The sequence below is a fragment of the Pseudomonas sp. HPB0071 genome (genome assembly GCF_000478505.2).
Classification (GTDB): domain Bacteria; phylum Pseudomonadota; class Gammaproteobacteria; order Pseudomonadales; family Pseudomonadaceae; genus Chryseomonas; species Chryseomonas luteola.
This window is the reverse complement of record NZ_KI517369.1, coordinates 247,674-268,077: the sequence shown is the minus strand read 5'-3', so window position 1 is coordinate 268,077 and position 20,404 is coordinate 247,674. Positions and strand designations below refer to the sequence as shown.

The following is a 20,404-nucleotide window of genomic DNA, read 5'->3' as shown; positions in this document are numbered from 1 at the left end:
GGGTTACCTGGTCGATTTTGATCGACGGCCCGCTTTCAAAAGCAGCGAGGGCTGAAGTCGACCGGAAATACAGGGCTACTTCAGACCTTCCTTAGAGTTAGCTACCGCGTCAAACCTGTCAACTCAGCCTTACTGTCAGTTGCCAGAAAGACTGGTGTATTTTAAAAAGATACTGGACTCGTTTCATCACAGAGGAGTTATCAATTTCATTAACAGTGCCGGTATTATTGAATCATGTATTTATCAATAGTATTTATGGTTACGGCCTTTATTTCTGGCCAATCTCTTAGTTTCTTCATGGAGAAAAAGGCTTCCCCACGAATATAATTTTGGTTATAAAAATTTGCGCGACAAAGACCTTCCCTATCAGTAACGCCAAGACTCATATTGCTTTTTGTGTCGTCAGATATACAATGGATTTTATTCTCTACCAGCCCTTCTGCATTCTTGGAGAGGAAGACAGAGGTATAACTGTTTCTTTTGTATTCTAAGAGTCCTAATTCAGGTATGTTGGATGAAAATTTAAAGTCCTTTTCATCGAATTTTGCAAGCTTAGAATCCGGGAAGCGTCCGGCGGTTATTTCGATTCTCAACGGGTATCTATCAGTGCTTTTCAAAAGCACATAAAGATATAGTTTGTCAGCTTTGCCATATTCTATCTTGCCCTCAGTATCTACTTCGAAGCCGACGCCGACGCCGGGAGGAAGTCTAAAACTTTTTTGACCTATCGCAATAATATTTTCCTTGCCCTCCTGAATACCATGTAACCGCCTATACTCTTCAGTGCCGCCTAGCGGCTTATATTCCTTGTTCTTTTCACAGCCATTGAAGAACATAAGAATAATGACTAGATATACTGGCCGCATGAGACATGCAGAAAAAAGCTTCATCAACACTCCCTATTGAAATATTGCCTAGGACTCATCCAGCGCAGATACTAATGAAACCTTTATTGAGATGAGGGCTGGGTCCGACTATCGGTGGACACGAGGTGCCAAGCAGGCATTCCTCCTTTGTAAAGTCCATCCGACCCAGAAAGAACAGGAGGTCTGATGCAGAGGATAGGAATATGGTCTCGACGTGCTGCCTTGGCAGGCTGGACCTCTGTTACGCTTCTCCCTGTTACACTAATGGCCATTGTATTGAGCCCTATGGGTGCAGCTATAAGCGTAGGCATGCTTCCTCTACGCCCCTACGATTCTTTAATCACTCTGTTTGTTATTCTTACTGGCTGGGCAGGTATTATCGCTGCATGGTGGACGCTCATAGAATGGTTCGCTGTAGAGCCCAACTTTGCTTATCCTTATGACAAAGTGATTGGTCTCCTGCTCGGGTGCCTATCGGGGGTTACGCTAGCTCTTTCTATAACGGCTCCATTGTCGTTAAAGCTATCCTTGTTGACTGTGCTCCTGGCTTCTGCAATCGGCCTAATCATAAGGCTTTCACAAAGTATCTATGAATGCTCTCGTAGAGGAAGCTAACCCAAGCTAGCGTCACGTTATGGCTGTAAATCAGTGCCAGCCACTCGATAGAAACTTACTCCACTCCTGCATAAGCCCCCTTCTCTTTTCCAACAGATCCCCACGGTTATAGGCCGCCTCTACCTTACTGCCCAGCGTATGCGCCAAGGCCATCTCACAGACCTCGCGAGGGTAATTCGTGGTTTTCGCTGCCCAATGTACGAAAGCCATGCGGGCCAGCTAGGCTAAACATTCAACTTAGAGGGTGTAGACAAAACAAAACCTTTCAAGCCAGTCTATTGAGCAAGATACGCGCATTAGCTAGCCATACCCAGGCTGCAGCGACCGAAAGCTTTGGTCACGATACATGATAGTGTGTCGCTCACTCATTACCGTCTGCCTGCAAAGGGAATTGAGATTGAGCTTAGCGTACCCAGTGTTTCCTGAGCAAAACAACGTTTGAGCCGTTGTCAGGGTCCAGTAGTTTTTGCATACGGTAGGCTGCACACAGCAATACGAGCGCTCGAATAGTCTCGTTTGTATCGACCTCATTGAGTGGCACCTCCCATTCAAATAGCCCCTTGCCTGGTATGCCGGCAGTGGGGCAACTGACCCTGGCAACACGGCCGGCACTCTCCGAACACATGGCGAAGGTGAGATGAATTTCCATGGCTATCTGAAGCTGACGAGTCACCATCATCAAGATGCGGCCGCCATGGCGCAGGCTTGTCCGTTTTGCCTTCCACCAACGGGACTGACCCTTCCTCCACCCAGTCCACGATCCTGTAGCCGCAGCCAAGTGCCGCCAGTTTGAGTTGCCGTTCAAAAGGTAACAGGTAGCTCTCAAGGTCATTGCTCATAGGTAGAGGTCTCGTTGTGGCAAACACGCAGGCGCGATTGCGAAACATTATCCGTACAAGGCGAGGTGACACGCTCTTGTCGTCAAAGACCCTATTTACGTTAACCTCATCGAGCTGACCACCCATCAAGCAGGAAAAGTTACAGGCGGAAGGCTCTGGATCGCGACTTTAAGCACCGCACCTACACATACAGAAGGTAGAAATGGGAAGAACGCAGAGGTGATGATGTATCACCCTATAAAAAATGCCCTGCAAAGCAGGGCTAAACCTTTAGAAGTGTCTTTCAGACGATAGGATGCTAAGCATTCCATGTTACATTTCTATGCATAGGTTGTCATAAGATCACTGCCAAGAGCTTGAGGCGCTGCGCCTTTATAGCTCAAAGAGCAAGTATTGCGTTGTAAGGGATTTACCGATGTACGAGACAGATGCAGACATAGACGAGGTACTCATTCGTCGTGTCGAGTGTGAGGAATGCGATGAGGTAAAGGTATGTATGTATATCCTGCATCCTGAATGCGACACGTTGAGATGGATTTGCCCCGGTTGCATTGCTGAACTCCGGCCTGAGTGCCAGTAAGTGCTTTTGCAAAGGAAGCAGTCATGCCAGCTCGTCCTGCTAACGTACAAGATAAAACTCGTCTAGTAAAAGCCAAGGTCGCCGCTGATACAGCGAGGCCGCCCAGATCTGGGCTCATCATTAAGCCCGTCAAGTCCCCATTGAGAAAAGCGAAGGCGCCATCTGAAATATGGTCTGAGCGGTGATATCTAATCGTCTGGCAATCGATGAGTCAGATTCACCGCTAGCGCAAGAAAAAATGATTTCAGTTCATAATTTTATTTTAGTTCACCACACTTACCCCTTCATTCCGTGACCTAACACCTAAGCACTATTCTGCTGGAAGAGGTTTCAACGATTGAAGCGCTCTGCCAGATCACGCAGATAGACTGCCATCTGCTCAAGCTCACCACTGAGCACGGCACCTTGCTGTGACTGCCGAGTACTATGATCGGACAACTCGGCAATGCGGGTGATCTGCTGATTGATGTCCTCTGCCACATGGCTCTGCTCTTCTACCGCCGTAGCCATCTGCTGGCTCATGGCCGTGATTCGCATGACCGCCTGGCTGATTCCCTCCAGTGCCTCGCGTACAGCTGCCGTGTGTTCTTCACTCTGCCGTGAGGCCTCTTCGCCCTTGGCTGCTGTAGCAACGGCGCGCTGCGCGCCTGAACGCAGGTTCTCGATGATCTGGTGAATCTGCTGGGTAGAATCACGCGTACGTGAAGCCAGCGAGCGCACCTCGTCTGCGACCACGGCAAATCCGCGACCAGCCTCACCTGCTCTCGCCGCTTCAATCGCAGCATTAAGCGCCAGTAGATTGGTCTGCTCGGCAATCGAAGTAATCACATCGGCAACACTGCCGATCGACTGGGTGGAATCGGCAAGCTCACCCACCGCCTGTCCAATTTCACTTACGGCGCCAGCCAGCTGCCTCATGGAGGCTAAACTCTCATCCGCCACGTCACGACCATGCAGGGCCAGCGACTCCGCCTCGCCAGCAGCCTGAGCCGTCTGGTTAACGTTTTGCGAAACCTCCTGAATGGTGGCAGACATTTCGTTGATTGCGGTGGCTGACTGGTCGGTCTCATAGCGCTGACGATCAAGCAACTCGGCTTGAGCACGTGCAAGACGCGACGACTCTGCTGCCTTGCTCTGCACGTTGTTGCCTGTATCCACCAGGCGAGTCAGTGCCGTTTGCAAACGTGACTCCTGGCTTTGCAAGGCGAGATCCATCTGGCCTGCCGCGCCAAACTGGTTACTGTACGTAGGCGCAACGATGGCGCTGGTAAACATCTTCGGATTGGCCTCGAAGATCTTTTCAATGGTCCAGCGCTGACGCTTGAACTGCCAGAAGGTAATGCCTAGTGCACTGGCAACAATCACACCTGCCTGGGCAAGGTCGTTGAAATAGAAATGACCGCCAAAGATAACCGCACCGCTGAAAAGCGTAGGCCATGCAATTTTGACAGAATGCTTGATGGCTTCTGTCACTGGTACTGCACGCTTTCCTTCACGCAGCCGTGTATACATGACATCGGCCCGTCGGACCTGATCCGTGGTGGGCAGCACACGTACGGACTCATAGCCCACCATCTGGCCATTTTCCCAGATAGGGGTGACGTATGCATTCACCCAATAATAGTCACCGTTCTTGCAGCGGTTTTTGACGATACCCATCCAGGCTTTGCCCTGTTTTAGGGTATCCCACATATGGCCGAATACACCCTCCGGCATATCTGGATGACGAACCAGATTATGTGGACTGCCAATAAGCTCTTCTCGTGTAAAACCACTTATTGCGACAAAAGCGTCATTGCAATAAGTAATTTGTCCCTTGAGATTCGTCGTTGAGATAAGACGCTCACTTTCCCTGAATGTACGAGCCTGTTGTGTCACTGGCAGGTTTTTGCGCATGGCGGAAGAGCCTTTATTAATATCGAAAAGATCTAATGTTTATTTACGCTGACAGACCATTACTATCATCGGCCTTATAGAAAGATTCTGAAGTAACGCCGTTGTATAACTGACGAATGCACAATCGAATAAATTAGCTGCACTCTGCCAGCCTGTTGCTGCGTACGTCTGAGATGTCTACTAACCAAAGTCTATGTGCCAATAGACTAGAGGCGGGAGGTAAAAGGCTGCTTGCCTTCGCAGCGACTTTAGCGCTGGTCCACAGACGGCCTCTTGTCCCGCTCGATATAACGAGGAAGGCGCTCAAGCGGGTCCTCTTTCTTCTGCCGTGATGCAAGGCGATACTGGATATCAGCCAGCCTGCGTGCAAGTTTTTTCCGGCGCACGCGCTGTTCAAAGACTATGGCAGTCAGCGTCATCGTCAATAGCGAGACGGTGGCAAGTGAAACCAGTGTTCCTAGCCAGTAGGCATGAATGCCTTCCAGCATACCCCCGCTCACGCTGGCTTCATGGAAGTGCGCGCCAGCCATGCCCGTGTAATGCATCGCAACGATGCCGAAGCCCAGAAAAATAGAGGCGGCAAAGCGCAGCATCCAGACATGAGGCAAGGGACGTTTGAGATGAAAAGCCACACACAGCGCTGAGGTTGATGCGAGTATGGCAATCACAATGGATACGCAAAACCAGACGGGATCATAGCTAATTGCCGGATGCATGTTGAGCGCCGCCATGCCCGTATAATGCATACCGGAAATACCGCATCCCATCACCAGACCGCCCACTGCGAAATGCCTGGTCTTAAGATCCGTACGGCAGACGATTCTGAGCGCCAGGGCTGAAGCTAGCACGGCGAGTCCCAGTGACAGCACGGTAGTTGAGATCTGGTAGCCAAGCTCAATTGGCAAACTAAAGGCAAGCATCCCAATAAAATGCATTGCCCAAATGCCGGTCCCCATGGCCAGGGCGCCACAGCTCAGCCACATTCGGGCAGCCGTACCGGACGTTCCAAATACGGCAGACGCCAGTTGCAGCGCAGTGTAAGAGGTCAGCACCGCCACGATTACAGAGACCAGCACCAGAAGTGGGTCATAACTACCAGCAAGCATACGAACCACCAAAGTTTTAGACCCAAAGCTTAACGGCTGCCGTACGCCATACTGAAATCTTAGCTACGATTTTCATCGCAAAGACTTGTACGCTCATCTGTTGAAATAACTATTTGGGAATTCGAGTTAATTAATAAGCTATTTAGCCGATAGTTGAACAAACGGTCTTTCTTGAAAGACGCCCCGCTGAAACTGCCATTGCCCGGATTGATAAGAAAAGGCTTCCATGAAACAAACCAATCGTCTTCGGCGTGTGTTTATTGCCTTTTCTGTGTGCTTTACGCTGGGCCTTGTTAGTGTCGTCTCGCTGCAGCTGTTCAGGAGCTATGAGGCGACCCTGCGCGCGGCTGAAACCAATGCTGCTAACCTTGTGAAATCCATGGCGCAGCATGCCTATGACAGCTATGAAGACCTGGACCTGGCCAGCTATGGGATCGTCGAACGTCTGGAATGGGATAATGTTGGCGCTGGGTTATCGGGCGATGATGTGGCGCGGTTGAAACGACTATTCAAACGCCAGGTTGCACAGATGAACCAGGTGCATGGCTTTTTTGTATATGACAAGGATGGCAATTGGATCGTAACGGATAAGGATGACTATCCCGCCAGCATCAACAATAGTGACCGTGAGTACTTCATCTATCACAGGACCTTTATGGATCGAGCGATTCGTATTGGTACCCCTCTGCGCAGCCGCTCCACAGGTGACCTCGTCGTGCCGGTCTCGCGCCGGATCAACAACCCGGACAACAGCTTCGCGGGTGTTTTTCTTATCACGGTCAACATCGAATACTTCAATCAGTACTATGCTGACTTTCATCTAGGCCCAGGAGATATTATCTCGCAGGCCTTACGCAGTGGCGAAGTCATCTCACGGCTTCCTTATTCAGAAAAGAACATCAACTACAACCTTTCCAAAGGTGAGGTCTATAGCAAGTACCTGCTGCAAAGTCCGTCGGGGGTAGCGCGCATCCGGTCCGTTGTTGACGGTATAGATCGCATCCAGGGCTATCAGGCCCTTGAGCGCTATCCTGTGGTCGTTCAGGTCGGATTCTCCCGACGCGATGTGCTGGCGGCCTGGATAACCGAGGTTGTTATCTATACAGGCGGCCTGCTTGTCATGCTGGCTGTTTTATTTGCAATGGGCCTGCTGGTCTTACGCTATATGCGACTGGACCGGGAGCATCAGCTCGAGCTTGCGACAGCTTATGAAGCAGTTGAAAAGCTGGCAATGGAGGATGGTCTTACCGGTCTTTCCAACCGGCGTCACTTTGATGTCATGCTGCCGGTTGAGCTTAATCGAGCAAAGCGACAGGGGTACCCTGTAGGGCTGATTATGCTTGATGTTGATTTCTTCAAGAACTTCAACGACCGCTATGGGCATCAAATGGGAGATCTGTGCCTGCAAGCGGTAGCTCAGGTCGTCCAGAACAGCGTACGGCGTGCAGGAGATCTGGTTGCGCGTTATGGAGGAGAAGAAATAGTCATTCTCCTACCCAATACGGATGAACCGGGTACCCATCAGATCGCTATGTCTATAGTAGAAGGTATCAGGGCGCTCAATATCGAACACCTGGACTCTCCGCTAGGACGTGTGACGGCCAGTATCGGATACTATGTGGTCGGCTGCGATGGCTTTGCTCATAGCCCGACGGAAGCGCTTGGGCTGGCAGATCAAAACCTGTACGAGGCAAAGGGGTTGGGCCGGAACAGAGTGCACCCTGCGATGTGCCAATCATAAACTTATTGTATGACAAATGCTGAAGCATAGGTCTCTAGTCAGACTTCTTAATCTATGCAGGGTGAGGACTTGTCCTTGCCAATGCCTAGGATCGACAAGATAAAAAAGGGCACCAGTGAGCAAAAGGCAATGAGCCCCTTATGCTCGTAATTACTTTCCTGCGCTCCCATTAGAAAACAGACGGGAAGCGAAGCGGCTCCCAATGCTATACAGCCAAGCCTGATGGCGTGTCTAGCCGGATTGCGCTTTTTTAGTCTCTGCATATCGCCCTGCCACAATCGTTAGTCAGCTAGCCAATTAAAGCTGACGGAGGCCACCTATGCCAGGATGCATCAAGTCTTATACAGAATTATCGATGGGAGAATCCGCTGATCCTATACCGGCAAGCAGTAGCATGGCCTAACTCATACCTCTGCCCGCCAATGAAGAGGCGCGGCTTCGCCTGCTTCATAGTCTCGACCTGCTTGATACCCCAGCGGAAGAGAGCTTTGACCGTATCATCCGGGTGGTCTCCGAGCTTCTTCAGGTCCCTATGGCCCTGGTGTCACTGGTGGATGAAAGTCGGCAATGGTTCAAGTCGGTGGTGGGCCTTGAGGTGTATGAGACGCCACGAGATCTGGCCTTCTGCGCCCATGCGCTTCATGTCGAGGACATGCTGCTGATTGAAGATGCATGGCAAGATCCACGCTTTGCGGACAATCCGCTGGTTACCGGCGAGCCCTATGTACGGTTCTATGCTGGTGTGCCGCTGCGCAGCAGTCAGGGTCTGGTGCTCGGTACCCTGTGTGCAATCGATACCCAGCCCCGAAGTCTAACTGAGCGAGCCAAAGCCAGTCTCAAGGATCTGGCCCGTGTGGTTGAACGTGAACTGATACAACGAGAGGCGGCCAGGGAAACCCGACTGATCCAAGAACAAGATGCTCAGGCGCTGCGTTATCGTGAGGCGCGTTTTACAGCGATGTTCCAGCAGTCGCCTATTGGAAAGACGCTGGTTGACCTTCAGGGACGGTTTGCCGAGGTTAATCCAAGGCTGTGCGAGATACTGGGCTATACGGCCGAAGAACTCAGGCAGAAGACATTTTCAGACGTAACCTATCCCGAGGATCTAGCAGCGGATCTGAATCTTGTTGCTGATCTCATGTTTAATCGACGCCAGACCTACTCGCTTGAGAAGCGCTACATTCACAAGGCTGGACATCTGGTCTGGGTAGCAATTGACGTTACGTTGGTAAGAGATGGCGCAGGCAATCCGTTACACTTTATCGCAGCGGTGCATGATATCCGCCAGCGTAAGGAGCACGAAGCCCTGCGGCTGAACTATCAGGCTGAACTGGAAAGGCGTGTCCAAGAGCGGACGCTTGAGCTGCAAAGTAGCCGGGAAACCCTGCAAACCATCACGGACAACCTGCCTATTCTCATTGCGCAGGTAGACCGTAACCTGTGCTATCGCTTCGATAACGACGTGTATCGTCAGATCTTTAATATCGATCCGAAAACCCTACTGGGTAAACCCCTGACGGCGATGTTGCGCCCTGAGCTCTATAGGGAACTGCTTCCGTGTTTCCAGCGGGCATTGGCAGGGGAGCGGGTCAGCCATGACAATATCCAGTACAGCCTTGAGCAGGAGCGTATCTGGAGCGCTACCTATATTCCTGACGTGCGTCATGGTGAGGTGGTCGGCTTTTACGTTATGTCCCAGGATGTCACAGAACGTAAGCGGGCAGAAAAGGCTCTGGTCGACAAGGCCATGCTTGATCCACTGACTGGCCTACCCAATCGCCGCGCCTTGCATGACAGGCTCGAACAGGTGATAGCTGCCGCCCGGCATGATGGCGTTCCATTTTCCCTGTTTTTCCTTGATCTTGATGGGTTCAAGTTGGCCAATGATACCCATGGCCATGAGGGTGGTGATGAGATCCTGAAGCAGGTAGCGCGCAGGCTCAGTCAAGCGATAAGAAAAGATGACTTTATAAGCCGACTGGCTGGTGATGAGTTTGTCATTATTGCCAGTGGCGTTGCATCAGAACCTATCTGTAGCCGTATCGCCAAAAGTGTATGCGATGCGATCAGCGTTCCTTTTTCTCTTCCTGATGGACCAGCCAAAATTGGTACCAGCATTGGCATCGCGCTGAGTTCTATGATTGAAAATCTCTCAGCGGAAAACATCATGGCTCGGGCTGATGCGGCCATGTATACCGCTAAACGCAAGGGCAGAAACAACTATCAATTCGCTTCAGACTCGGCGGAGCTGCCACATAATGTACGGCCGATTACTCTGCGTAAGCAGGAAGACTAGGCCACTTTGCAGATCCTTGGCCATAGTACCAGCGAAGCCTCAGCAGCGGTCTATACTCTGAAACGAGATAACAGCATTGTTTAGCTGATAAGAAACCTATTAGCCTGAAGTCTTTAAGGAACCTGTGATGAGCGAGCCTCTTTCTCCTGAAACCATTGCCATCGTTAAATCTACTGCTCCTGTCCTTCAGGAGCATGGCGTGGCAATTACCACTCGAATGTACGAGCGTCTCTTTGTTGATCCTGAAATCAAGGCGCTATTCGATGAGGCAGCTTTCAAGTCCGGCGAGCAGCCCAAGCGACTGGCTGGCGCTATCTTGGCGTTTGCTAAAAATGCAGATCGGGTAGAAGCCATTCAGGGCGCTGTAGACAAGATCTGCGCTCGCCATGTTGCAACCCATATCAAGCCCGAACACTATCCCGCCGTGGCTAACGCGCTGTTACCCGCCATCAGGGATGTACTGGGCGATGCGGCAACTGATGAGATCCTAGACGCCTGGGGCAAGGCCTACTGGTATCTGGCGGATATCATGATCAATCGTGAAAAAACTTTATACGGCGAAGCGCATTAATGGTTGTGGCCCGAAGCTTATCCTGTGTGTGCCTATGAAGGCTGGAGCTCTGTTTTGCAAAAAGGACAGAGCCAGGCAAGCGAGTCACTTTCAGGATGAAGCGTGTAATGACATGGCCTCATCTCGCCGCATTCCTCGCATTCGACACGACGAACAAGGGCATCCTCTTCATCGGGCAGCACAGACACAAAGACCTCCACGTGATGGATGGTTGGAAAAGTGCGGTCTATAAGAAGGCTGCTTAGGAGCAGCCTCCTCTGCCATTAGCCGCTCGTACTACCACTAGCGCTTGGTGCGATCGGTAAGGTCGGTGTCTGAGTCATGAGTACCGCTCAGGTGCGAACGAGTACTATTCTTCTCGATATCCACATCAGTACGGCGTACGGTATCGCGTACCGTTTCGGTGTGCTGTGTGGTTTCCTTGCCCACTACTACTTCTTCAACGACTCGAGCGGTCTTGGCCACAACAGCTTCTTCAGCAGTTTCCTGAATCTCAACCGTACCCTCACGGAATGCAGACACGTCATCGGTTGAGACCGGACGATCTACCGGGCGACGCTCGATCACTGCATGCTCTTCACGCAGGTTTACGGTTTCTTCAACGGGGCGCTCGGTCATATGGGAAACCACACGCACTCGTCCCAGGCGATTCTCTCGCTTACCTACTTTCAGGTCTTCTTCCATCACTGGAATGGCCGTCGTTTCAGCCGGCATCTGATCGGCTAGAGGGGTAGCGTTTACGCCCATGGTAGCTTCAGTGGTTGAGGTGGCTGTTGGTGCCATGGTGGCATCGCTGGTGACTGCGCTATCGCCCATGGTATTGGTATAAGCCGTTGCGCCCTGGCTGGTCCAGGTAGCGCTGCGCTCATCGATATCGATTGCACCGTTACGCTCGAGGATGCCTTCAACTACCGGGACCTGAGCGTCATCATTAACGGTCACAGTTACTACGGTAGAGCCTCGACGAACCGCTTCGGTGTAGGTATCCCGATAGCCTTTGTGCTCGGTGTCATCATCACTAAAGAGTGAGCGGAAAAAATGGCCTACTTTTTCAGAGACCGAGCCATCGTGAGTATCGGTGTGGGAAGCGTCTGTGCGCATGGACGTATCGGTTGTGCCATCAATCACGCCAGTTTCGTTGGCAGCTGCAATCTGGATATTGGTCTGGGAAACGCCCTTGGCCAGGAGTTCGCGTTTAACCAGTTCAGCTTCGTTATAGCGATCAAACGCGGCTACTAGAGTATGCTGCATAGGTCACCTCTGTGTGCTCTTCAACAGCCTTGGCTGTGATGGGTTTAAGTGGTGTGCTTTGCACCACGCCTGGTATCTGGCATCCAAGCTAGTCAGTCTTTAAGCGCAACGGATCTGATGTCATCAGGACTGTCCAGATGCGCTGGCTGGCATCATTGCCTCTATAGGTCTGGAGTCAGGGTTTGCCGCTTTAGTTCAGAGAAACCTACAAATGGCAGGGCTTTCCATAGCAGACCCTGGTCTGGTTCAAAGTCTTATATGAAAGGCCGCACTCAGGGGAAACCCGGCAAGCTACCGATACTCACTATGAATGGCGCCTGCTAAATGCTGAGCAATGTTAATCAGGTTTGGCGCATCTTAAATCGCCATACGATTTAGCTCAGATATACTTCTTTTGGGTTCTACCCCGTCAGGAAAGGAAGGCATAAAAGGATCCTTACGAGAAAGACCTTTTATGCCCGAGCGGCTACTAACGGAGGGAGCTTTGGCCGCTCTCTCGATCCTAGGGCCGCGACAGCCTGAGAGTAGAATCGAGAGCAGGCATCATACGAGAACCTCAAGACCTGTGCAATTTAGGTGGGAACCCATTTCCATTACCATGTTGATGCCCCCAAAGATAATCCAGTGATGAAAAGCCCCACACCTCGGGTGATTCACGGCTCATGATGCGGCCGTAGCCTTTTTGAGCCAGCAGATCCATGGCGTCGCCCATTTCAACAACGCGCCCCATCCGAGCATCTTCCAGCATGCATTTGTCTGCCGTTTTAGCGCTGTCACACAGCTGCCTGGCCCGCGCTGCCTCTTCAGCCATTTCAACCTGGATCGGTAACGGCGTGATTTCAGGCCTTGTCTGAAATTGTGGATCGACCTCATGACCTTGCGCCAAGTCGATCCACAGGCTCTCGAATATTGCTGTCAATATTACGCTTGAGCTCATCAGGTGTGCGAATAACAAACCCACCCGCCAGAAGGGATGATCGGCCCGTGGCGTGCAGAATTTCTTAACATACACCCCAGACGAGCCTGATTAATTGACCACTACAGAGTGTGTTGGGAAAGGATATCCAGTAGCGCCTGCTCGTTGGCACTGATGTGCACAACAACCCGCACGCCAGCCTTTAGTTCAGAGGGCAACTTGGCCAGCAGCTAGTGCAAGGCATTGAACCCTCCTGCAGAGGTGCCGATAAGAATCAGTTGCCCAGTATATAGATGAATTAATACACCTAAATGTTATCTACAAGGTATTAAAACTCTTTTTACCCTGCTGATCCTATCCGAGCGCAGCAATGCCTAACCAGAGCCAAAACCACATAAAAGCAAGGCTTGTCTCAATGCAGCAGCTCGGACTGGCTTTTGTCTGTTTAGTGATTTTTGCATTAACCGCAATGGAGTGCTGGCAGGTCTGGAGCGGCTATCGTCAAGCTCTGCTGGAAGCAGAAACTAGTACGTCCAACCTAGCCAGGTCGGTCGCTCAACATGCTGAAGACAGCATTAAAGAAATCGATACTTTAACGATTGGAGCACAGGAACGGCTGGAGTGGGACGGTCTCGGAAATATTCAAACTGAAAGACTTAGAGCGCTTTTCAAAAGACAGGTGGCTGGCATTCCTCAACTGCATGGCTTGTTTGTCTACGATAAGGAAGGCAAGTGGCTTGTTACTGATAAGGATGTGGTACCTGAGGGAGCTAACAACTCGGATCGAGAGTATTTTATTTATCATCAAAACCACACCAGTTCTGAGCTTCGAATAGGCCCCGTCGTTAAAAGTCGCTCTACAGGTGAATTAATTTTGCCTGTATCGAGACGGATCAGTAACCGTGATGGAAGCTTTGCAGGCGTTCTACTGGCGACCTTACGGGTGGACTATTTCGTTCAGTTTTATTCTGGCTTCAAGGTCGATGACAAAGGCGCCATAGTGCTTGCCTTGGCTAATGGGACTATTCTGGCGCGTAGACCATTTAACGAGTCCGTTATAGGCAGCAGTTTGTCAAAAAGTGAGATCTTTACTCGATACCTACCTCACTCCCAAAGCGGTACAGTACTCATTACAGCTGTAGTTGATGGTGTAAAGCGGATGTACAGCTACCAGCAACTGACCCGATACCCTCTGATAATCGAAGCCGGCCTGTCTAAAGAGGCTATCCTTGCCTCCTGGCGAGCAGATGCAGAACGGTCTGCTGCCGTTGTCGCCTTTATGATAGCCGGGGATGCTGGCCCTAGGCGTCACTTTGCTTCGCCAGATTAGACGTACTGTGCAAACTGAAGAACAACTTCGTCAAGCGCATAGAGAACTGGAGGAGCTTTCCTTACATGATAGCCTCACCGGTCTTGGCAATCGCCGACAACTAGACCGGGTGTTGCCTATTGAGATAAATCGCGCCAGACGTAGCCATGATCCGCTTGGCGTTATTATGATCGATATTGACCATTTCAAGCGCTATAACGATCTTTATGGCCATCTGGCAGGCGATGCCTGTATTCAAGCGGTAGCTCAGGTAATCAGGGACGCTACGAGGAGAGTTTCTGACCTGGCGATACGGTATGGGGGAGAAGAAATGACGATATTGTTACCAGGAACGGACGAGCTTGGAACATATCAGGTAGCTGAGCGCGCTCTTACAGCAATCCGCAGTTTACATATTCCTCACCAGGGCAGTGAAATAGGTGAGGTAACGGTTAGCGCTGGGGTTTATACCTACCGTCCCACAGAAGAGCATATTGCTCCTGAGCTTCTGATCAAGGCCGCTGACAAAGCATTGTATATAGCCAAAGAGCATGGCCGTAATAGGGTCTATCCTGCGATTTCAGCAGATACAGTTTGATCCAATCAAATCTTCAGGCTCAGTTTTCATCCCTAACGGACACAGCTTGGAATAACCTCAGACTCGTTCTGATCTAACAGCACATGTAACAGTCGGTTTAAGACGTAAAACAGTTGTCGAAGCTGCGATTATTATCTTAAGAACAGCTACATGCACAATGAGATGTTACCCCTTAAAACAGCTTGACAGTGAAGCATAGGGATGTAGGCAATAAAGGCCATACAGAGACTACAGCTTTAGATACTTTTGCTCATTTTGCCTACTCTATTCCTCAGTTTTGCTCGGTAGAGCTTTTCCTTTCGTATCAGGCCTGGTGATTGAAATGCTAGATAAAGAAGCAGCGCTCGCGGTGCTTGAAGCACTGCCGATACCGGTCATAGTTAAAGACCTCAATCACCGGATCGTTTTCGTCAACCAGGCGGCTTCCGGCTATTTTCAGGATCCTATTGATACGCTTGTAGGCAAAACTGACTACGACTGCTTTCCAGCAGAGCATGCAGCTACGTATTGGCAAATGGAAGAAAAGGTAATTGCCACACAGTGTCCGTGTGAAAACGAAGAGACGATCATTGGTCCAGAGGGAAAACCTCAAATCATCATTACTACTAAGACGCTGGTAACAGTTGCTAATGAATCACTACTGGTCGCCTACTTTATCAATGTGACAGCTCAGCGCCAGTTCGAGGAGCAATTGCGCCAGGCCCAAAAAATGGAAGCTGTAGGCCAGTTGACTGGAGGTATAGCCCATGATTTCAACAACCACCTCGGAGGCATTATCGGCTCGCTTGGAATCATGCAAAAGCGCATTGCAAAAGGAACATGTGTAGGCCTTGAACGCTACACAGACAACGCAATGGCTTCGGCGCAACGTGCAGCCTCCCTCACCCACCGTTTGCTGGCTTTTTCTCGCCGGCAATCGCTCAACCCAAAGCCTTTAAAACTCAACGACCTTTTTGATGAATTCCAGAGCTTTATTAATCAGTCGTTAGGGCCTGAGTATCGGTTTGAAGTGCACTATGAAGGTGACCTTTGGACAACATTCTGTGATCATCACCAGCTGGAAAATGCCGTCTTGAATCTGGCAATAAATGCACGTGATGCAATGCCCAACGGAGGGATCATCATTTGCCAGATCACCAACAGTGCTTCCGTTCCCGGCTTATTTGAGGGTGAATGTGTTTGTATCAGTATTGTCGATACCGGGACAGGTATCGCGCCCGAGATAATGAATCGGGTTATAGAGCCCTTTTTTACCACGAAGCCCATAGGCGAAGGCACAGGCCTAGGTCTTTCCATGGTTTATGGCTTTGTGAAGCAAAGCAATGGGCATTTTACTATTGAGTCGACTCAGGCCAAAGGCACAACGGTAAGCCTTTATCTGCCACGATATATTGGAGAGACCTGTCAGCATACTTCTTCAACTGACGAGCCTTTGAAAGAAGGACTACAGCAAACGGTTATGCTTGTTGAGGATGACGAGGTGATACGTGAGATCATTATCGAAGTTTTAGAGGACCTTGATTATCATGTTCTAAGCACAGGCAATGGCCAGCACGCATTAGAATTGATAGTTACGGCAGCCAAACCTGTGGATCTCCTTCTGACCGATATAGGCCTGCCTGGCATAAACGGCCGTGACCTGGCGGCACATGTGCTGGATAGGTTTCCCAAACTAAAGATCATGTTCATTACCGGATATGACAAAACAGTAACCTTGCCCAAAAGCTTGTTCCGCCATGATGTCGAAGTTATGACGAAGCCTTTTACGATTTCAGAATTAGCCTCAAGGGTACAACGACTACTCGAGCAAGATTAATAGATGCGCTGGCACAATAGTTACCATGCATGCACAAAAATTTATAGCGTCAACTGTATCTCGAATGTAACCTTTTAAGGCGTTTTATGAGACTGCTTATATCCGCGTAAACTTGAATCTGCGGGTTGTGGCCGGCTAAAGAGATAGCCCTAAAACTGTAAGTATCCCTCCTCCTTGAGCTTTTAAAGCTGTTCAACGCCCTCGGCAGTGATTCTGATACCAAGACTCAAGCTTAGACCGATGATAGCCTTCACAATGGATAACGCTTGTGGGCTGGACTCCATTTGATGAACCAATGACTTATCAATTGTGTTCTTGTCTAATGGAAACGACTGAAGGTAGCCCACGGAGGAATAGCCGGTTCCAAAGTCATCCAGCGTTATTATGGCGCCTATGAGACTACAGCGGCTAACAGAGATCTTTGTAGTCTGTCGTAATTAGAAAAAAGCTGCTCCACTCCTGCACCAGGCCTCCGTTTCTCTAACAGATCCCCTCGGTTATAGGCCGCCTCCACCTTGCTGCCCAAGGTATGCGCCAGCGCCATCTCACAGACCTCTCGAGGATAATTCGTGATTTCCGCCGCCCAGGTTCTGAACGTTGCGCGAAAGCCATGCGGGCCTGCTAGGCTAAACATTCAACTTAAGCCTGCTTTGCCTCTGCCGATAGCTTTTAGCTCTTCTCATCAAGCGGCTTGTTTATAAATGAATGATGACGATTTTCACAGGCAAATAGTCATGGAACTCACCCTACAAAGACCTATTCCCACTCTTTGGGCTAAAGCTGTTTCAGAGGCGAAAGGTGACGAGACACATGCCAAGGCATTGTACCTGGGGTACCGGATGGGCCAGCTCAGAGCTTTACACCAAGGCCCAGTTGAATACGCAAAGAGTATGGAAGTGACGTCACAGAGAAATTGTCATGTTCAACTATTACTTTGTTGCGCCTCCATAGCGCTCTTCACTTTAGCTGCAATCAGTATGATTCTTCTCTAGACATCACTGCTAACAGCCACATCCTACGCCAGTGGTCGACAATCCAGCGAAGGAAGATTGCGCTATCTAGATCAACGTCTATGACGCAGCTATGCAATGTCTATCAGAGCCTGCCCTATAGGCTGCTTTTTACAAAGTCTGGGTCCACGTTACCATCGAAACCCTGTATGAGATGATATCTTTGCGTAGTCGGGGTGGCAGCGCTAAACCTTATAATGTTTTGCATGGCTAATCATATTCAAGGACGCTAGAAACGTGGGCAATATCCCCAATCCTTTTCACTATGTCATTGCGCCACGAACGGATGCTGAGCGGCTGGAGGTTGAAGCCTGGTTGCTGGCTGACCAGCTGATCAATGTCTTGAATGATGGACAGCCGAAGGCGTTTCAAAGACGGGACCAGATAAGATGGCAAATTGAAGGTTTCATGAACGCATTGCAAGCATTACAGACGCCCGAATCCTCAAGGATTTATATAGCGATGCAGGAGCTAACCATACAAATGCGCCAGCAGAGTGTCAGAGATTTCTATCAGGCAGCCAAGCTCTACTCTCGAAAGCAGTTGATACCTGAATAATTCCATAACCAAGCCTCGCAGGTGCTGCAGATGAATACGAGCACTCTTTGTCCAAGGCTTCTTTTACAGTGGTTGATGTAAATCTTTATAGTCTGTGGAATCATGCAGAAAGCCGCTCCACTCCTCCATTAGCCCCCTTCTCTTTTCCAGCAAATCCCCACGGTTGTAGGCCGCTTCCACCTTGCTGCCCAGCGTATGCGCCAGCGCCATCTCACAGACCTCGCGAGGGTAGTTCGTGGTCTCTGCCGCCCAGGTTCTGAAGGTGGCGCGAAAGCCATGCGGCACTGCCATGTGAACCTTTAAGGTATCCAATGCGCGGCCAATGGCATTACCGGGTATACAGCCTGTGCGGCGACTGTTTGGGAAAACCCACTCCGGATGCTGGCCCTTCTGCTGGCTGATCACCTCAATCATGGCCTCGGTCAGAGGGATGCGGTGCGTCTTGCCCGTCTTCATGCGCTCGCCCGGAATAGTCCAGAGCTTTTGCTCAAAATCCAGCTCGGCCCAGCGGGCACCGCAGGTCTCGCTGTTACGGGTTGCGGTCAGGATCATGAGTTCTGTTGCGCGTGCTGCAGCACCCTCCAGGCTATCGAGCCGATGCATGAGCCGTGCGGTATCCTCGGCAGACAACGAGCCAAACGGCTTGACCCTGCTGCCCTGTTTGGGCAGGAGCTTGTCCAGGTGCCCGCGCCAGCGCGCCGGGTTCTCCCCTTCCCTCAGCTTTCTGGCCTTGGCCGCATCGAGGACCAGTTCAATACGGTTGCGCAGGCGACTGGCCGTTACCGGGATAACACTCCAGATAGGCTCCAGCACTTCCAGCACGTCATCGGTGTCGATCTGGGCCAGCGGCATGGAGCCAATCACGGGAAATACGTACTTCGCTAGTGAATTCTGCCACTGTTGCGAGTGCTTGGTGCTCCAGCTGGGCGAGTGCGTTCGAATATAACGTGCAGCCTCAGTCTGAAAGGTCTTGGCTTCCAGCTTCTCAGAGGATCTGCCCTCACGCTCTTTCCGGCGCTCAAGGACTGGGTTGATTCCACGAGAGATTTCAAGCCGGTACTTGTCTGCAGCCAGGCGCGCATCACGTAGGGAGACTGCTGGATAGCTGCCCAACGAAAGATCATGCCGCCGGCCATTGATCATGTACCTATAAATCCAGCTCTTGCGCAGCTGCGCAGAAATGCGAAGCTGAAGGCCCCGGCCATCCTGATAGCTTCCGGGCTCGGCAAGGGCTTTTACAAGTTTTGGGGTTAGCTTGCTCATAGACCTGATACTGCATTGCGCTGAGCAGCTATCTGCTCTCTGGCAACACTCAACTCCTGCGCCTCGTTCTCAAGACGTTCGCAGCGTCTGGAGAGCCTGTCCAGATCATCATTGATCAATAGCCGACCCTGATTCAGCTCGCTCTGGACTTGCTCACGATGGCATGTAGAGCCAGCCGTAAACTGAGCGATCTGCTCGGCGGTGGCAGGTTGCTCGCCATAGCTGAAGTATTCATCAAGCGCACCGAGTGCCCAGTAGACCAGCCCCAACATGACCAGGACCAGCACAAGCATGGCCGGAGCTGCGCGCAGTGTCTCCCGTGCTTCGGCTTCAACCTCGACTTCGCTGCACAGGTTTCTGAAGGCGGCCCAGTATTGATGGTCGTTCTCTCGTATCGGCTGATCGAGCCGTACCTCGGCCCGGTGATCGGGACTGGTACTGACAATCACACCGTTACCAAAACGAGTTACCACACGTACGCCCGGTAGCGCTGTTGCGTTGTCCAGAGCCATCTTTCTCTCCATGGCAAATGTAGTCTGCTGGCGCTGGGTGCAGCATCAGGCCGTGATGGACCAGCGCCAGACCGTGCGATCAGTCAATATCAACAAAGACAGGCTGAAGTACCCTGCTGGCGCTCTGCTCTGGTGTTTCGTCCCAGCACCAGCAACCGCGACTCTCCCACCACGACTCAAGAAGATCACACGAATGATCAATATAGGGAGCGCCGTCGTAGTATGCACCGCAGTTGGCGACGTAGTTCTCCCCCAGCAGAATGGCAAAGCTCTCATGCTCGATGACCAGCGCCTTGCCCGGATTGGCCTGTAGCAGGCGGAGGTAGGCTCCTATCATGCCGTGATAGGTCGTCAGGTCGTGTTCGTACTCGCTGTCCCAGGCCGCAGGCCGTGCAGATACCTCCCGCTTCAGTTCGGCGGTGGCTTCTCTACGGTTTCCGAAGAACCGGCGACTCCCTTCCGGCCAGGACAAGATCCATTCCTCCTGTCCTTTGGGTTCGGCCATGTAAAGGGCACCGCTTGGATGCGTAAGTTGGATTTCAGTTTGTTCTGTCATGACAAATCTCTCAGGTTACGGACATTGTGCTTGCTAACACAGCAGATTTAAATGACTTGTATGAGGATGGGGTATCCTCATACATACATACCTATAAGCCCCATG

General features: G+C 51.0%; 16 protein-coding genes and 3 pseudogenes. 7 read left to right on the top strand and 12 right to left on the bottom strand.

Translation table 11 applies throughout. The features are described from left to right. Positions 1-224 precede the first annotated feature (224 nt). From HMPREF1487_RS24175 to HMPREF1487_RS24150, 5 genes and pseudogenes are all read right to left on the bottom strand, one after another. Positions 225-890, bottom strand: a complete 666-nt coding sequence (locus HMPREF1487_RS24175) for a hypothetical protein (protein WP_010799420.1) — start codon at positions 888-890, stop codon at positions 225-227. Positions 891-1,884: 994 nt separating this feature from the next. Continuing rightward, complete coding sequence (locus HMPREF1487_RS24160; protein ID WP_154982416.1) at positions 1,885-2,163, bottom strand: hypothetical protein; 279 nt, start codon at positions 2,161-2,163, stop codon at positions 1,885-1,887. 1,067 nt (positions 2,164-3,230) lie between these two features. Continuing rightward, positions 3,231-4,181 (bottom strand): annotated as a pseudogene (locus tag HMPREF1487_RS28605) (methyl-accepting chemotaxis protein); the annotation flags it as partial. Positions 4,182-4,514: 333 nt separating this feature from the next. Next, a pseudogene (locus tag HMPREF1487_RS28600) lies at positions 4,515-4,796 on the bottom strand (PAS domain-containing protein); the annotation flags it as partial. A gap of 248 nt (positions 4,797-5,044) precedes the next feature. Continuing rightward, positions 5,045-5,902 (bottom strand): MHYT domain-containing protein, encoded by an 858-nt coding sequence (locus HMPREF1487_RS24150; protein ID WP_010799414.1) that lies wholly within the window; start codon positions 5,900-5,902, stop codon positions 5,045-5,047. Positions 5,903-6,128: 226 nt separating this feature from the next. On the opposite strand from HMPREF1487_RS24150, the gene HMPREF1487_RS24145 reads away from it, so the two are divergent. The 3 genes from HMPREF1487_RS24145 (at position 6,129) to HMPREF1487_RS24135 (ending at position 10,510) form a co-directional block, all read left to right on the top strand. Continuing rightward, positions 6,129-7,643, top strand: a complete 1,515-nt coding sequence (locus HMPREF1487_RS24145) for a sensor domain-containing diguanylate cyclase (RefSeq protein WP_010799413.1) — start codon at positions 6,129-6,131, stop codon at positions 7,641-7,643. A 406-nt stretch (positions 7,644-8,049) separates the two neighbouring features. After that, positions 8,050-9,939: a bifunctional diguanylate cyclase/phosphodiesterase gene (locus tag HMPREF1487_RS24140; RefSeq protein ID WP_051370285.1), complete on the top strand. Its 1,890-nt coding sequence runs from the start codon at positions 8,050-8,052 to the stop codon at positions 9,937-9,939. Positions 9,940-10,066: 127 nt separating this feature from the next. Continuing rightward, positions 10,067-10,510: a globin domain-containing protein gene (locus tag HMPREF1487_RS24135; protein WP_010799410.1), complete on the top strand. Its 444-nt coding sequence runs from the start codon at positions 10,067-10,069 to the stop codon at positions 10,508-10,510. 282 nt (positions 10,511-10,792) lie between these two features. Here the strand turns inward: HMPREF1487_RS24135 and HMPREF1487_RS24130 are convergent, their stop codons facing one another. Beyond that, positions 10,793-11,761, bottom strand: a complete 969-nt coding sequence (locus HMPREF1487_RS24130; RefSeq protein ID WP_010799409.1) for a YsnF/AvaK domain-containing protein — start codon at positions 11,759-11,761, stop codon at positions 10,793-10,795. 556 nt (positions 11,762-12,317) lie between these two features. Continuing rightward, on the bottom strand, positions 12,318-12,773 hold the full coding sequence (locus HMPREF1487_RS24125; RefSeq protein WP_037031252.1) for a DUF3391 domain-containing protein: 456 nt from the start codon (positions 12,771-12,773) through the stop codon (positions 12,318-12,320). 274 nt (positions 12,774-13,047) lie between these two features. On the opposite strand from HMPREF1487_RS24125, the gene HMPREF1487_RS28140 reads away from it, so the two are divergent. The 3 genes from HMPREF1487_RS28140 (at position 13,048) to HMPREF1487_RS24115 (ending at position 16,400) form a co-directional block, all read left to right on the top strand. Beyond that, entirely contained in the window at positions 13,048-14,007 is a 960-nt protein-coding gene (locus tag HMPREF1487_RS28140; protein WP_010799407.1) for a cache domain-containing protein, read from the top strand. A gap of 7 nt (positions 14,008-14,014) precedes the next feature. Next, positions 14,015-14,584, top strand: coding sequence for a diguanylate cyclase (locus HMPREF1487_RS28135; RefSeq protein ID WP_256205782.1), 570 nt, complete (start codon positions 14,015-14,017; stop codon positions 14,582-14,584). 322 nt (positions 14,585-14,906) lie between these two features. Next, a complete protein-coding gene (locus HMPREF1487_RS24115; protein ID WP_010799405.1) occupies positions 14,907-16,400 on the top strand; it encodes an ATP-binding protein in 1,494 nt (497 codons plus the stop codon). 182 nt (positions 16,401-16,582) lie between these two features. Here the strand turns inward: HMPREF1487_RS24115 and HMPREF1487_RS27040 are convergent, their stop codons facing one another. Both HMPREF1487_RS27040 and HMPREF1487_RS28130 read right to left on the bottom strand, forming a co-directional pair. Then, positions 16,583-16,819 carry an EAL domain-containing protein gene (locus tag HMPREF1487_RS27040; protein WP_084213930.1) on the bottom strand — a complete coding sequence of 79 codons (237 nt, stop codon included), beginning with the start codon at positions 16,817-16,819 and terminating at the stop codon, positions 16,583-16,585. Next, a pseudogene (locus HMPREF1487_RS28130) lies at positions 16,809-17,016 on the bottom strand (integrase); the annotation flags it as partial. The pseudogene HMPREF1487_RS28130 and the gene HMPREF1487_RS27040, both read right to left, overlap by 11 nt. A 631-nt stretch (positions 17,017-17,647) precedes the next feature. Here HMPREF1487_RS28130 and HMPREF1487_RS24100 point away from each other — a divergent pair. Further along, positions 17,648-17,968, top strand: a complete 321-nt coding sequence (locus HMPREF1487_RS24100; RefSeq protein WP_010799403.1) for a hypothetical protein — start codon at positions 17,648-17,650, stop codon at positions 17,966-17,968. A 63-nt stretch (positions 17,969-18,031) separates the two neighbouring features. Here HMPREF1487_RS24100 and HMPREF1487_RS24095 read toward each other — a convergent pair whose 3' ends face one another. The 3 genes from HMPREF1487_RS24095 to HMPREF1487_RS24085 all read right to left on the bottom strand — a co-directional run bounded on the left by HMPREF1487_RS24095 (position 18,032) and on the right by HMPREF1487_RS24085 (position 20,299). After that, complete coding sequence (locus HMPREF1487_RS24095; RefSeq protein ID WP_010799402.1) at positions 18,032-19,231, bottom strand: tyrosine-type recombinase/integrase; 1,200 nt, start codon at positions 19,229-19,231, stop codon at positions 18,032-18,034. Then, a complete protein-coding gene (locus tag HMPREF1487_RS24090; protein WP_010799401.1) occupies positions 19,228-19,743 on the bottom strand; it encodes a hypothetical protein in 516 nt (171 codons plus the stop codon). Before HMPREF1487_RS24090 ends, HMPREF1487_RS24095 begins: the two co-directional genes overlap by 4 nt. Before the next feature lie 79 nt (positions 19,744-19,822). Continuing rightward, on the bottom strand, positions 19,823-20,299 hold the full coding sequence (locus HMPREF1487_RS24085; RefSeq protein WP_010799400.1) for a hypothetical protein: 477 nt from the start codon (positions 20,297-20,299) through the stop codon (positions 19,823-19,825). Positions 20,300-20,404: the final 105 nt, after the last annotated feature.